General features: G+C 42.5%; 12 protein-coding genes. 5 read left to right on the top strand and 7 right to left on the bottom strand.

Annotation, left to right across the window (positions count from 1 at the left end):
* Positions 1 to 8 precede the first annotated feature (8 nt).
* The 4 genes from cpaB to OCV24_RS03205 form a co-directional block, all read right to left on the bottom strand.
* Positions 9 to 758, bottom strand: a complete 750-nt coding sequence (gene cpaB, locus OCV24_RS03220) for a Flp pilus assembly protein CpaB (protein ID WP_017056704.1) — start codon at positions 756 to 758, stop codon at positions 9 to 11.
* Positions 751 to 2100 (bottom strand): AAA family ATPase, encoded by a 1350-nt coding sequence (locus tag OCV24_RS03215; protein WP_136978915.1) that lies wholly within the window; start codon positions 2098 to 2100, stop codon positions 751 to 753. Before OCV24_RS03215 ends, cpaB begins: the two co-directional genes overlap by 8 nt.
* A gap of 38 nt (positions 2101 to 2138) precedes the next feature.
* Positions 2139 to 2669: an A24 family peptidase gene (locus tag OCV24_RS03210; protein ID WP_150878331.1), complete on the bottom strand. Its 531-nt coding sequence runs from the start codon at positions 2667 to 2669 to the stop codon at positions 2139 to 2141.
* A 168-nt stretch (positions 2670 to 2837) separates the two neighbouring features.
* Positions 2838 to 3026: a Flp family type IVb pilin gene (locus tag OCV24_RS03205; RefSeq protein WP_137026204.1), complete on the bottom strand. Its 189-nt coding sequence runs from the start codon at positions 3024 to 3026 to the stop codon at positions 2838 to 2840.
* A gap of 194 nt (positions 3027 to 3220) precedes the next feature.
* On the opposite strand from OCV24_RS03205, the gene OCV24_RS03200 reads away from it, so the two are divergent.
* Together OCV24_RS03200 and OCV24_RS03195 are read left to right on the top strand one after the other, a co-directional pair.
* Positions 3221 to 3964, top strand: coding sequence for a helix-turn-helix domain-containing protein (locus OCV24_RS03200; RefSeq protein ID WP_137009104.1), 744 nt, complete (start codon positions 3221 to 3223; stop codon positions 3962 to 3964).
* A gap of 83 nt (positions 3965 to 4047) precedes the next feature.
* Positions 4048 to 5736: an AMP-binding protein gene (locus OCV24_RS03195; protein ID WP_077680805.1), complete on the top strand. Its 1689-nt coding sequence runs from the start codon at positions 4048 to 4050 to the stop codon at positions 5734 to 5736.
* Positions 5737 to 5822: 86 nt separating this feature from the next.
* On the opposite strand, the gene OCV24_RS03190 is transcribed toward OCV24_RS03195, so the two are convergent.
* Positions 5823 to 6029, bottom strand: coding sequence for a DUF1127 domain-containing protein (locus OCV24_RS03190; RefSeq protein WP_017056698.1), 207 nt, complete (start codon positions 6027 to 6029; stop codon positions 5823 to 5825).
* 103 nt (positions 6030 to 6132) lie between these two features.
* Here OCV24_RS03190 and OCV24_RS03185 point away from each other — a divergent pair, with 103 nt between their 5' ends.
* Complete coding sequence (locus tag OCV24_RS03185; protein WP_017056697.1) at positions 6133 to 7083, top strand: LysR substrate-binding domain-containing protein; 951 nt, start codon at positions 6133 to 6135, stop codon at positions 7081 to 7083.
* 45 nt (positions 7084 to 7128) lie between these two features.
* Positions 7129 to 7341, top strand: coding sequence for a VF530 family protein (locus tag OCV24_RS03180; protein ID WP_012604684.1), 213 nt, complete (start codon positions 7129 to 7131; stop codon positions 7339 to 7341).
* A gap of 243 nt (positions 7342 to 7584) precedes the next feature.
* Here OCV24_RS03180 and fusA read toward each other — a convergent pair whose 3' ends face one another.
* Positions 7585 to 9672 carry an elongation factor G gene (fusA, locus tag OCV24_RS03175; protein WP_017056696.1) on the bottom strand — a complete coding sequence of 696 codons (2088 nt, stop codon included), beginning with the start codon at positions 9670 to 9672 and terminating at the stop codon, positions 7585 to 7587.
* Between the two features lie 235 nt (positions 9673 to 9907).
* Complete coding sequence (radA, locus tag OCV24_RS03170) at positions 9908 to 11287, bottom strand: DNA repair protein RadA (RefSeq protein WP_017056695.1); 1380 nt, start codon at positions 11285 to 11287, stop codon at positions 9908 to 9910.
* 161 nt (positions 11288 to 11448) lie between these two features.
* On the opposite strand from radA, the gene OCV24_RS03165 reads away from it, so the two are divergent.
* On the top strand, positions 11449 to 13797 hold the full coding sequence (locus tag OCV24_RS03165; protein WP_017056694.1) for a PilZ domain-containing protein: 2349 nt from the start codon (positions 11449 to 11451) through the stop codon (positions 13795 to 13797).
* Positions 13798 to 13842 lie beyond the last annotated feature (45 nt).

Here is a 13842-nt window from a genome sequence, read left to right as displayed (position 1 = left end):
ATCTCACCTCAATCCTTGACGCGCACACTAGAAGCTTCCGTACCTTTGATAATAGTTACGCTTGGTCGAGGCACGTATCGACGAACGACTTTCTTCTCAATTTCATGAGGATTTCTCAACGTTAGCTGAATACTCCCCTTGCTTTTCGCTGTTAGTAATTTCTCCGCATCTTTGGGGGAAACCTCTAACGTCACAGCACGTACAATGATGGGGCTGTTTTCATTGGTTTTAGCGGTTTGGTCTACCGCTAACACTTTGATATTTTTGAGGACAGTTCGAGTCGCTGCAGAATTTTTACCATAAGAAACAGTATTGAGAATATCCACTTTATTACCCGGTAATAGGAAACCAGCCACACCAATAACGTCATCAACTCGTATTGTTACTGCGCGCTTGTTCTCAGGAATCAGCGCAGCTAGCGTCGACCCCTCTCCAGGCGTAGTAAACCGCATTTTATGAAGGACTTCGCCAGCATAAACGGTATTGGCGACGACCTTACCGACAATTTCTGAGGCATCGGAGTAATTATTGTCATTAATCCAATCCACTTCCATTAGCTTGGTCGTTAAAAATGTTTCCTCAATAACGGTTCCAGCTTCAATTTCTTGTGACGCAACCACAACGGGATGACGCTCCACTGTCTCTACTTCAACCGTTGGCTGAACTTGGTTGTCCATCCACTGCTTAGCAAAAAATACGGCAGCTAAACCAAATACTACGGACAATAAAAATAGTAGGAAAACTTGACTCTTATTCATTATTTTCTTCCTCGTGTCCATCAGAGGTAAAATAGACTTCCCATGCCATGGAAAGAATATCGAAGGTAATAACAGGCGGGAGTTGCTCAAACGAAAGTATATCTTTGCTTATACCAACGAGATCTTTCGGTAAACAAGGGAAGAGTGGCATCTTGCAAAGAGTGTGCATCTGAGACAAACGCTCAAAGAAACCAGCTTCAAGCTCAACTCCTTTCTCAGCGACGACACTCATCCACAAAGCTTCATAATCACCTTGGTTAAGAGGTTTGAATTCAATTTTGTAACCTAAGCGACGCAGAAATGCAGGGTCGCTTATTTTCTTAGGGTTCAAGTTGGTAGAGAAAGCAAGCGTTAACACAAACGGCATCGTGATTTGTTGACCATTTGGTAACGACAAGTAATCAAAGGCGTACTCCATAGGTACGATCCAACGATTGAGTAAAGTGTCGACGGGCATTGGTTGACGACCAAGGTCATCAATAACAAAAATCCCATTGTTCGCCATCATTTGTACCGGAGCTAACCAAACACGACTATTCTCAGAATGGTTGACTTCAAGCATATCCATGGTGAGTTCTCCCCCCACCTGAATGTTCGGCCTTTCACAATTAAGCCAACGCTTATCGTATTGATCTTTAAGAGATACTACTTTATTGCGACCATTACTATCCAATGGCTTGTGATGCTGCGCAGAGAAAACCTTAATGATATTACCCAATGCATAAACTGCATAAGGGATAAAAACAGAAGTGTGTAAAGCATTGACAATGCGGCTCGCAACAAAGGTTTTACCCGTTCCGGCATGCCCATACAACAACAAAGCGCGCCCCGAATTGATGGCAGGCCCCAACACTGAAATCATCTTTTCGACACCATACACATCACTCAGCGCCGCTTCGACATGTGGCCTAGTTACTAGCTCACACCTCAAGTCTTGTTTTTGCACAACGTCGCTATACTGGGCAAGCGAGACAGGAGCTGGCCCTAAATAAGCATCACGCTTAAAAGCGAGATCGGCTTCTTCAAGCCCTTTCTCAGATAAGGAGTAACGGACATGACTATGGGAAACTGAAGAAATCAAAAGATCTGAGTTAGGTTGGAATACCTCAATTAATGACTTTTTCCTCAGCACAACCAAAGCGTTTTCTACAATATGGGTAACAACACATAGGTAATTCGAAAGTTCTAAAACATCCGACTTTGGATAAGCAGACAAGTGCTTAAGCACCAAGTTTTCTAACACTACTTCAGGAATACCCAACATTTCAAAAGAGGTAGGAACGTTTGGAGCTGAGATCTGAGGTTTCAAAGTTATTGGGGCCACTGGCTCTCGAATATCCATATATTATTCCTCTCCATAAAAGCTAACCAACAACCGGATTAAGTGAAATAACTATACATCGCTAGTCCTATAACAACTGAGGGAGCAAAGGGCATAGTCGCTTTATTCGAATACCTAGAATGTATTACAGAGCCTTTCTCTGTAACAGGGCTTACGCCACCAAGCATTATTAACTTACTTTCAAAATAGCCTTTAATACTGAGACTGTTCGAGTTGGAAAAGTTATATAGCAGATAGAATGTCCCGATCACTCCAGCAGAAAGTAAGATAAAGTAAGATGCATCAATCAGTTGTCCCCATCCGAGATACATCCCCACTATACCTAATAGCTTTACATCTCCTGCTGACATAGCTCTTACAAAATATAAGAGTAATCCAAAACAAAAAAATACAACGGCTCCAGCTAATGACATGAGAAAAACACCAAAGGTGTAATCGCTATCAAACATTGATAATAAATATACAAACATAAACATAATCAATATTTTGTTCGGTATACGATGTTTCTCAACATCGTATACCGAAACTGCAATTAGCAACGCCCAAAATACAGAAGGCTCATCAATCATATGATCTATTTACACACTCGATATAATTTCCTGAAATTTGCTCAACAAAGCTGTCGCTAATCCAGAAAAAACTAACGCCACAAAAATAACAAGTGAGGCAGCACCGATCACATACTCCACCGTAGTCAACCCCCTCTGTTGTCCCACTCCTTTTCTATTCATGAGGTATTAAGGAGTCGTAGTCGTACCAACATCTTCTACAATTTCATTTAGCTTATCTGCAAGAGTAGTGCCCAAACCAGAAAATACCGTTGTTAAACCTAACACTAACAATGCCGCACCGATAACATACTCAATAACGGTTAGCCCCTCTTCATCTTTCATGAAATCTTTACAATTATTCAGAAACTTATCCATGAGAACTTCTCCTTGATTTACGTATCAGGCTTTGTTTGCCTGTAAACTAAATCTAGAGCTGAACAATATATTTGGTTAGGATTTTCTTGCCATTTACTTGCACTTTTTTGTGGTACTTCTAATCTAATTAGTATGCTTGGTTATTCACCTATTATTGATTCATACCTTTAGTGCGAAACTGGATACATATGAGTATAAATATAGTTACACCATTATTATCGGATGTGGATAGTGAATTTAACTCAGTTATTATAAAAAAAATTAGCCATTACTTTTCCGTGCAATATTTTGGTCAAGATATCTCTATTATCAGTAACTTAGATGTTAGATTGGTATTTTTGACTATCAATAACAACGATAATTATCAATTACTTAACATGGCGATTTCTATTTGTGAGAACCTAAATAAGCGAATAGTCATTATTTGCTCATCCCCGTTACCTAATATTATTAGAAATCATAAGAATGTATTTTTTATTATCGAAACGAGCAGCCATAATCTGAGTCGTAAATTAGAAGAACTAAAAGAGAAAACACAACATATTTTTGATCCTCACTTCGACATAGATAGAAACATGAACAAGAACAACCAATTACCAGCAAAAATATTCACATCGGAAGTAGTCAATTTTATAATGAGAAATATCAACAGAGACATTAGAGAAACAGAAATTGCCGATCGATGTCATTGTTCAACAACCTACTTTTCGAAAAAGTTTCATCTACACTTTGGGGTAAGCTTTAGAGACTTTGTGTGTGACAAGCGGATTTTGTTGGCTAAGAAGCTGATTGAAGCGGATACCGAATCAAAAATTGCTGTGATTGCTTATCAATGTGGCTACAAGGATGTCTCGTACTTCTCGAGAATTTTTAAGAAAAGGACCGGAGTAACACCGGCAAGTTACAGGCGCACGTGCATGGATAACAGAAAACGCTAATTTTACTCTCAAAAATAAAAAAACATGGTACATTTAACATGATTTTAACAAAAATAACTTAGCGAAAAACATGGAGTTAGACAATGATTCAGCCTAACGAGTTTAGCCAAGAACAAGCAACAGCTCTCCCTACACCCAATGATATGATTTTAAAATGGGCAGAAGAACGCCCAGATGAGGTCTATTTAAAACAAATAATTAACCGCCAATTTGTGGAGTTCACATATAAAGAAGTGGCCGATAAAGCACTCAAACTTGCTTCTGCACTCGAAGCTCTTGGCGCCAAACCTGGTGACCGAGTGGCTCTGGTTTCTAAAAACTGTGCAGAGTGGTTTATCTGCGATCTTGCCATGATGTTGGGGGACTTTGTTAGCGTCCCTATTTTCCCAACGGCTGGTGCCGATACGATTCAATACTGTATTGAACACAGCGAAAGTAAGATTGTGATTGCGGGTAAACTCGACGATGCTACTGCAACGCAAAAAGTATTAGATGACAACCCAAGCCTGATAAGCATCTCGCTTCCTTATGACAGTGCAGCAAAATGTCATCATACTTTTGAAGAACTCATCGATAAACATGAACCATCAACCAAACGCCCTCAGCATCACGATGATAAGCTGATGTCACTTGTTTATACATCGGGTACATCAGGGCTACCAAAAGGCGCAATGCTCACGTACGGCGCGTTTACTTGGTCTGTTCAAAGGTTGATTGACCATATTGGAATCCAACCTGGCGATCGCCTGTTTTCTTACCTACCGCTTGCCCATATTACAGAGCGCGTTTACATCTTTGGTTCTTCAGTGATGGGTGGCGTAGTCACGGCTTTCCCAGAGTCTTTAGACACGTTTATTGATGATGTGAAAATGCATCGTCCTACTCTGTTTATTTCAGTTCCTCGTTTATGGACTCTGTTCCAGCAGCGAATCCAAGACAAATTGCCGCAGAAGAAACTGAACTTCTTACTTAAGATTCCGTTTATCAACAACATCATCAAGAAGAAGCTTGCTGATGGTTTAGGGTTAGACCAAGCCCGTGTTCTTGGGTGTGGCTCAGCTCCGGTATCACCCGCTCTACTGGCATGGTATGAGAGTGTTGGCTTACACATTACCGAGGCATGGGGCATGACAGAGTCTTTCGCCTACAGCACGCTCAACTACCCATTCAGAGCCGATAAAATTGGTACGGTTGGTAATGCAGGTCCAGGGATCGAACTCAAAATAGCGGAAGATGAAGAGATCCTTGTTCGAGGCAAAGGCCTATTCTGTGGCTACTACAAGAATGACATTGCGACCCAAGAATCTTTCAATTCAGAAGGTTGGCTCCATACTGGAGATATTGGCGATATTGATAGCGAAGGCTACCTAACGATTCGTGGACGTAAGAAAGATACCTTTAAAACCGCTAAAGGTAAATTTGTTGCTCCCGTCCCTATCGAGAATAAACTCTTTGAGTATAGCCGCGTAGAAATGATGTGTTTGATAGGCTTAGGCTTACCAGGTCCTATCCTACTTGTGGTACCGCATGACTTCCCTAATTTCGATAGAGCTCGCTATGAGAGCACGACAAAGCGCGTTATCGAGAAAATGAATGAGCAGCTCGGTTCACACGAGAAGATCAAGGGTGTACTGATGATTAAGGAACCTTGGAGCATCGATAATGGTGTACTTACCCCTACTCTCAAAATAAAGCGACATATACTTGAACAAAAGTACCACGAAGTCGGACATAACTGGCCGAAAGATAAATTGGTAGTTTGGGAAGAGTAACCAAAATAGAAAGGGAGTCATTACGGCTCCCTTCATTATTCCGCTCAGATTATAATTATTAAACCTATCCTAAGTGCTAATCTAGCTCACTTCCAAAACGGTTTTCTCAGCTCTTCGTTAGCCTGACTTTGGGTAATACCAACATCTTCAAGTAAATGATCCGACAGTTCAGATAAGTGTTTTCTCGTTCTACGATTCTGAAGATACACCTTAAACTTAGAATAGAATTTCTTAACTGGAAACGATGATAAGAATGAATGATGAGTAGTTGATATCTCTGTTATTGTGTTCATTGCAACTCTCCTATTGATTTTCCGCTTTGTCGTGGTCAATAATCGGCTAATAGCGCACTAGCGACAAACGATAGATACTGGCATTCAGTTAAGGAAAACTAATGTGAGAGAGCGAACCCCACCATTTCAAGGGATCTATTACTTTTACACGGCGGCAGAAACAGGCAGTTTTAAACTCGCCGCACAAAAGCTATTTGTCACGGCAGCAGCAGTCAGCCAACAAATTCGTCAACTTGAAGAGTGGTTAGGCGCAGATCTGTTTATTCGCCAACACCGAAAAATAGTATTAACCCATGAAGGCGAAGTACTGTACCTGCAAGCGAAGAAAGGCTTTGCTCATATTCAAGATGGTGTAAGACGAATCAACCAAGACCCTAACCCCACTCAATTATCAATTTCTACCGTGCCCTCTTTTGCACAACATTGGTTAGTGCCTCGAATTGGCGATTTTCGCGAGCGTCATCCAGATTTATCTATGCTGATCGAACCGACCAACAAGTTAGTAACCTTTGAAGATTCTAATATTGATGTCTGCGTTCGATATGGTCATGGAGACTACCCAAACATCGAATCACGCTGGTTGATGGACGAGGTCATTTACCCTGTTTGTCACCCTATCTATCAAGAGAAACACGGTATCTATGACATCGACGATCTGCATAAAGCAGAACTTATTGAAGACCGTTGGCCTGATATGGATTGGAATCTCTGGTTAAAAGTCGCAGGAGTAAAAGCTGGCCGCACATCATTGCAATTTGATGGCTCTCATTTTGTGTTAGAAGGTGCGCTATCCGTTCAAGGCGTTGCCCTAGTTAAGCACAGCTTAGTGTATCGTTATTTGCAAGAAAAGAAGTTAGTAAGAATTGGTAACATTGCGCTCAAGCCCAAATACAATTACTTTTTGTGCGCGCCTCCTGGTTACTTTCATCGAGAAAAAATAAAACGTTTCGAAGGGTGGATGCAGGCTCAGGTTAGATTATTTGGTAACACAGGTAGAGAAGAGCTTTCGATTATTCACTCCGATTACGAACTCAAATGGTCGGATAATTCATAAAGCGAAACTGGTATACTTAGCTCAAATAAATGGCGAGAACATCTCATGACACAAGACAATAATCCACTTCACGGTATCACTCTACAGAAGCTACTGACTGAATTGGTTGAACATTACGGTTGGGAAGAGTTGAGTTACATGGTGAACATCAACTGCTTTAAAAAAGACCCGAGTATTAAATCAAGCTTAAAGTTTTTGCGTAAAACAGATTGGGCTCGTACCAAAGTAGAGCAAATTTACATCGACTTAAAGCGTTAATCTCTCCCTTCTTTATCTGTCCCGTGTTGATTAAATACGGGACAACCCCTGTGTCTACTTTTTAGGGGCACATCACATCTCGTATCTCGCATCTCGCATCTCGCATCTCGCATCTCGCATCTCGCATCTCGCATCTCGCATCTCGCATCTCGCATCTCGCATCTCGCAGTATGTTACAAGCAATAAAAAGCCCCGCAAGCTTTCACTTGCGGGGCTTTTTTAACTAATTGAGAAAAGGGCTAATTACTTACCAGCTTCTTTTTCTGCTTTAACTTTTGCAATCACTTCGTCAGCAACGTTAGTTGGACATGGTGCGTATTGTGCGAATTCCATAGAGAATTGGCCACGACCAGAAGTGATAGTACGTAGGTGACCGATGTAGCCGAACATCTCAGAAAGAGGGACGTCAGCTTTAATACGAACACCAGTAACGCCAGCTTGTTGATCTTTGATCATGCCACGACGACGGTTAAGGTCACCGATAACATCACCAACGTGATCGTCTGGAGTGAACACGTCAACGTTCATGATAGGCTCAAGAAGTTGCGCGCCAGCTTTAGGCATAGATTGACGGAATGCGCCTTTCGCTGCGATTTCAAATGCGATTGCAGATGAATCGACTGCGTGGAAACCACCATCGAAAAGTTCAACTTCAACGTCTAGAGTAGGGAAGCCAGCTAGTACGCCGTTTTCCATCATAGATGCAAAGCCTTTCTCAACTGCTGGCCAGAATTCTTTAGGAACGTTACCGCCCACAACAGAAGACTTGAATGAGAAGCCAGAACCAGCTTCGCCTGGTTTGATACGGTAATCGATCTTACCGAATTGACCAGAACCACCAGATTGCTTCTTGTGCGTGTAGCTATCTTCAATTGCTTGAGTGATAGTTTCACGGTAAGCAACTTGAGGAGCACCTACAGTTAGGTCAACGCCGTATGTACGCTTAAGGATATCTACCTTGATGTCTAGGTGAAGTTCACCCATACCTTTCAGGATAGTTTCGCCAGTCTCTTCGTCAGTCTCAACTTGGAAAGATGGATCTTCTGCAACCATTTTACCGATCGCGATACCCATTTTCTCAGAACCGCCTTTATCTTTTGGAGATACAGCGATTGAGATTACTGGAGTTGGGAATACCATAGGCTCAAGCGTTACTGGGTGCTTAGGATCACATAGAGTGTGACCAGTTTGCACGTTCTTCATACCAACGATCGCAATGATGTCACCAGCTTGTGCGCTAGTTAGTTCGTTACGGTCATCAGCTTGCATCTCAACCATACGGCCAACACGCTCAGTTTTACCAGTAAAGGCATTAAGAATAGTGTCACCTTTGTTCAATTTACCAGAGTAAATACGAACGAAAGTTAGGGCACCGAAGCGGTCATCCATGATTTTGAATGCAAGCGCTTTAAATGTCTCGCTTGTAGAAACGATAGCGTGCTCGCCAGTTTCTTCGCCTTCTTCGTCCATTAGAGGTTGAGGATCAACTTCAGTTGGAGAAGGTAGGTAATCTACAACAGCGTCAAGAACGATTTGTACGCCCTTGTTTTTGAATGCAGAACCACAGAAAGTTGGGAAGAATGCTAGGTCACGAGTACCTTTACGGATACAACGCTTAACGTCTTCGATAGAAGGCTCTTCACCTTCCATGTAAGCTTCCATTAGGTCATCGTCTTGCTCTACAGCAGTTTCGATTAGCTCTTCACGGTATTGTTCTACGTCATCTACCATGTCCGCAGGAACATCTTTTATTTCGTAGTTTTCAGGAAGACCAGTGTCATCCCAAACGTATGCTTTACGGCTTAGTAGGTCTACAACACCAACGAATTCGTCTTCACGACCGATTGGTAGAACCATAACTAGAGGAGTTGCACCTAGAACGTTTTTAACTTGGTCAACAACGTTGTAGAAATCTGCACCCATACGGTCTAGTTTGTTAACGAAGATCAGACGAGATACACCTGATTCGTTAGCGTAGCGCCAGTTAGTTTCTGATTGAGGTTCAACACCACCAGAACCACAGAATACACCGATACCGCCATCAAGTACTTTAAGAGAACGGTATACTTCAACTGTAAAGTCAACGTGTCCAGGAGTATCGATAACGTTTAGACGGTGATCGTTCCAAAAACAGCTTACAGCTGCTGATTGGATAGTAATACCGCGCTCAGCTTCCTGTTCCATGAAGTCAGTAGTTGATTCGCCATCATGTGTCTCACCAGATTTGTGGATTTGACCAGTTAGCTTAAGGATACGCTCAGTGGTAGTTGTTTTACCCGCATCAACGTGCGCGAAAATACCAATGTTTCTGTATTTCGATAAATCTGCCATTGTCTTACTCTGTTAATAGGATATAAAATGCGCGCAGAGTATATCACAATCTGTGAAGACTGATAGCTTTGCATGCATTTGGGTCTAAAAAACTTTGCCTTTTTCTAACATATAGAAAAAGGCACTCAAGTAGTAACAATCTAAGTGATTGTTATTTATAGTGCTAACCCAAAGTTCAATCGGCTTTAAGGTTAGGCTGAATTGCTGCTGTATAGAGTAGCTGAAGTGAGTTCAATTACAACTCATCAAAAGCATTAATTGCCTCTGATAACTTTTTCACACCGTGGATCTGCATTCCTGGAATGCCACCTTTAGGCATATTAGCCGCCGGTACAATCGCTTTCTTAAAGCCGTGTTTGAATGCTTCATTTAAACGTTCTTGCCCGCTCGGTACAGGTCGAATCTCACCAGCTAGGCCTACTTCACCAAATACCACCACATCTTTGGGTAATGCTCGGTCTCTGAAACTAGATAGTAGTGCCATCACCAACGCAAGATCAGCACTGGTTTCGGTTACTTTAACACCACCGACGACATTCACAAACACATCTTGATCAGCCATTTGTAAGCCGCCATGTTTATGCAGCACCGCCAATAACAGTGAAAGTCTGTTTTGCTCTAAGCCGACAGCGACACGGCGCGGGTTAGCCAGCTGTGAATAGTCGACCAGAGCTTGGATTTCAACAAGAAGCGGACGAGTCCCCTCCCATACAACCATCACTGAACTGCCCGAGGTTTCTTCTTCACCACGAGACAAGAATATAGCAGATGGGTTGCTGACTTCTTTTAACCCTTGACCTGTCATGGCAAACACCCCCAGCTCATTCACCGCACCAAAACGGTTTTTGTGGCTGCGCAATGTTCTAAAACGGCTATCTGTCCCACCATCAAGAAGAACAGAACAGTCAATAATGTGTTCAAGTACTTTTGGCCCCGCCAGCGTACCGTCTTTCGTTACGTGTCCAACTAAGAATACCGCAACGTTATTCTGTTTTGCGTAACGTGTTAAAGCGGTTGCTGACTCACGAACCTGAGCAACACTGCCTGGTGATGACTGAACATCAGCGACATGCATAACTTGGATTGAGTCGATGACCATGATCTTTGGCTGTTCTTTTTCCGCAACCTGACAGATCTTATCCACGTTCGTTTCAGACAGCATTTTGAGATGCTCTTTCGGTAAACCAAGTCGAGAAGCTCGCATTGCTACTTGTTGCAATGATTCTTCACCTGTCACATAGAGAGTAGGTAACTCAGAAGAGAGCTGACACATGGTTTGCAGCAGCAGTGTTGATTTACCTGCACCAGGGTTACCGCCAATCAGGATAGCAGCACCAGGCACGACACCGCCGCCTAGCACACGGTCAAGCTCTTTGAAGCCACTGCTAAAACGAGGGACTTCTTGCAGGTTAATTTCCGATAATGTCTGAACGCTCGATTCTGTAGCCCCACCCGCGTAGCCAGATAACCTTTCATTACGCACTACCTGAGGTGAAGCGGCTAACCTAACTTCTGTAATCGTGTTCCAAGCACCACATGCATTGCACTGCCCCTGCCAACGTGGAAAGTCAGCACCACAGTCATTACACACATAAGCTCGTTTTGCTTTAGCCATAAAACCTCAATAATTAGCTTGGCAACTGGTCAATGTTGCTATTTTGTGACCCCGTTGACCGTACACATAAAAATAAACGTTGCAGTAGAGCCATGAATATCTAAAGATCAAATACAACTTGTCGATAACAATAACGCACCGTCCATTCTAACAAGAAAAGTATGAAGCAATCTGAAATTCTATCTGTAGCAGAACGACTTATCCCGGCTTACCACGCCGAAGATTTCGAATTCCTTCTTTCTCAAATGACAGAAGGCGAATCTCCGTCTCTCAAACTGCTTGTTAAAATGGAACTGAATCGTATCATGGCTCCGTGTACAAAGAGCATTGATTTACGCGGGAGGATTGATAACGAGTGTCGTCAATTTACTCTAGACGGTCGCAAACACTGGCTCGATGACATTGCCTTAAACGCGTACCAGCGTGGTACTAAAAAATTTAAAGGCTATACCGAGGGTACGTGGGAATTAGTGATGACACCACGGACCCAGCAACACCACAGTTCTGTTAAAACCGCCTCTCAAGATCACCATGATATCACCAATGCTAATAGCCCATATGAAGCCGAGGCCATAAATCTAGGCTATGACTTAAAACGCCAAGAAAACAGACTCAAAATCAGCTCACAGGTTGAAATTACCACCTCTAAGGGGCAAAGCTTACATGGGGTAACGGTAGATATCTCCCCATCGGGTGCCAAGTTCAAGGTGCCAAGCGCCTTTAAATACAATCTCGGTGAGATCATCAGTGTTAAGTTCACAGAGATGGTTGAAAAGTCGCAAGAAATCGATGTTAACCAAACCGTTGAATTTCGAGTTCTAGGCATTGATGAGTCTTACGAGAACGATGCTGTTAAATTTTTGAGAACGATCAAAGTAAGCGATACCAATATTGTGGCTCGCTTACTTGAAGAGTCTTTAAATAGCACCAGTAAGAAAACCAGCCATGAGAATCAAGACAGGGTTATTCGAACTCGTACTCGTGGGATTGAACACACTTATCTAAAGCACACCTGTAATCTTCCTCTTTTCTTCAGTGGCAGTGAGTTAAAGCTCACCCTACTCACGGACAACAACCACCCGCTATGGCAATATTGGCACGATGAAAGGAACCAGCAAGCTCTGGGGACCTTGTTCAACGAACAACGCATGAACTTACTAGCTAAACCTGGTGTGAAAGGTACAAGTAACGTCATCTACTCATTTACCCACGAACATCAGAATAAGACCTTGTTCTACTCGATGATGCTACCGGAAGCTTCTCGTGAACAAAGACAACTGTTCTGGCACATAGGAGGGAAACGTAAGAGTTGGAAGGCATTCAAATTTTCTGTTTTCGAACTATCAGATAGCGAGCGACAAGCCTTGGCCAAGCATTCAGATACGCTAGCTCAAAGCTCTGCGCAATTGACCCATTGCGGCATTTTGCAGGAAATAGGCGATCACGAAAGTGCTGCTGACTATCTATTGAGTGAAAAACCACGGATTCCAAGCAGTGAGCTGAATCGATTCCGCCACCCACGTACCGTGGTTGGGAATATTAAAAGCATCTACTTTGATTCCCAAACTCGTCGTAAAGAGCCGAGATACCAATTTAAGTCACCGTTGCAACTCACATCACAAGATGGCGTTACAGCGAGCGGGCAAACCTTAGACATATCGAAACGTGGACTCAGCATTACTCTTGAACAACCGATGGTACTCAAGATTGATGATCCGGTATTGGTCAACTTCAATGAGCTACAGCTTTACGACAAAAACTTGCCTCTAAGCATTGTCCCTTATCACGTAATTCGAGTAAGCCCGAACGGTCGCAAAGTACAATTAGTTATCGAAGAGAGCGCTAAAACAATGCGTACTATCGCCTTTCTCAATGGGCTTATTGATCAGAACCAGAGTAAGCTAATTAAGAAACAAGAAATACTACCAACGCATTCACTCCTCGAATCGTTGCACAATATATTGCTTAGCAAAATGGTCAGCAGCCCAATATTCATTGATAAACCTGGCTCAACGCTGCGCTGTAAGATCATTGGTGTAAACTTTCCATTGAATAAGCATCTCGCGCTACTCGCCAAACTAGGACACAACCAAAAGTTCTCACTCGAACCTATTTTCAAAGGACACTCTAACTCGCTATTGGCTGAGCCACTGAAAAGAATTGAAGGTGCAAAGCCTAAACACCATGATGTCTACATTGCCGCAGTTAAGTTTGGTGACAAAATACAATCAGTACATACTAAATTGATCAAAGACTTCGCTTCAGCAAAAGAAAGGATCTTATTCATTAAAAAGGCACAGCATTTAGGTGATGTGTACGTGCTAAGAGTAACGACCGCTCCAATCTTTAATCCGCTGACGAGTTTGTTCCAATCGGATTTAGAAGAGCTCTCAAGAATTAGCATGCATCAAGCAAAGAAATTGGAGAACGAGGTCACCGCTTTTATTGGTTATGGCGAAGTAGAAGATATTACCGATGAAGTGTTGATTCGATTGGAGCTGACGCGCTAAATAAACATGTCGTAAATAGCGGTATCGATTTATCGAATCATGAAT

Origin of the sequence: Vibrio kanaloae, from assembly GCF_024347535.1 — a bacterium.
Taxonomy (GTDB): Bacteria; Pseudomonadota; Gammaproteobacteria; order Enterobacterales; family Vibrionaceae; genus Vibrio; species Vibrio kanaloae.
This window is presented reverse-complemented; position numbering and strand designations above follow the sequence as displayed.

Excerpts from the sequence above, each read along its gene's own strand:
- cpaB (WP_017056704.1), bottom strand. The coding sequence starts at position 758 with ATGAATAAGAGTCAAGTTTTCCTACTATTTTTATTGTCCGTAGTATTT.
- OCV24_RS03215 (WP_136978915.1), bottom strand. The coding sequence starts at position 2,100 with ATGGATATTCGAGAGCCAGTGGCCCCAATAACTTTGAAACCTCAGATC.
- OCV24_RS03210 (WP_150878331.1), bottom strand. The coding sequence starts at position 2,669 with ATGATTGATGAGCCTTCTGTATTTTGGGCGTTGCTAATTGCAGTTTCG.
- OCV24_RS03205 (WP_137026204.1), bottom strand. The coding sequence starts at position 3,026 with ATGGATAAGTTTCTGAATAATTGTAAAGATTTCATGAAAGATGAAGAG.
- OCV24_RS03195 (WP_077680805.1), top strand. The coding sequence starts at position 4,048 with ATGATTCAGCCTAACGAGTTTAGCCAAGAACAAGCAACAGCTCTCCCT.
- OCV24_RS03190 (WP_017056698.1), bottom strand. The coding sequence starts at position 6,029 with ATGAACACAATAACAGAGATATCAACTACTCATCATTCATTCTTATCA.
- OCV24_RS03180 (WP_012604684.1), top strand. The coding sequence starts at position 7,129 with ATGACACAAGACAATAATCCACTTCACGGTATCACTCTACAGAAGCTA.
- fusA (WP_017056696.1), bottom strand. The coding sequence starts at position 9,672 with ATGGCAGATTTATCGAAATACAGAAACATTGGTATTTTCGCGCACGTT.
- radA (WP_017056695.1), bottom strand. The coding sequence starts at position 11,287 with ATGGCTAAAGCAAAACGAGCTTATGTGTGTAATGACTGTGGTGCTGAC.
- OCV24_RS03165 (WP_017056694.1), top strand. The coding sequence starts at position 11,449 with ATGAAGCAATCTGAAATTCTATCTGTAGCAGAACGACTTATCCCGGCT.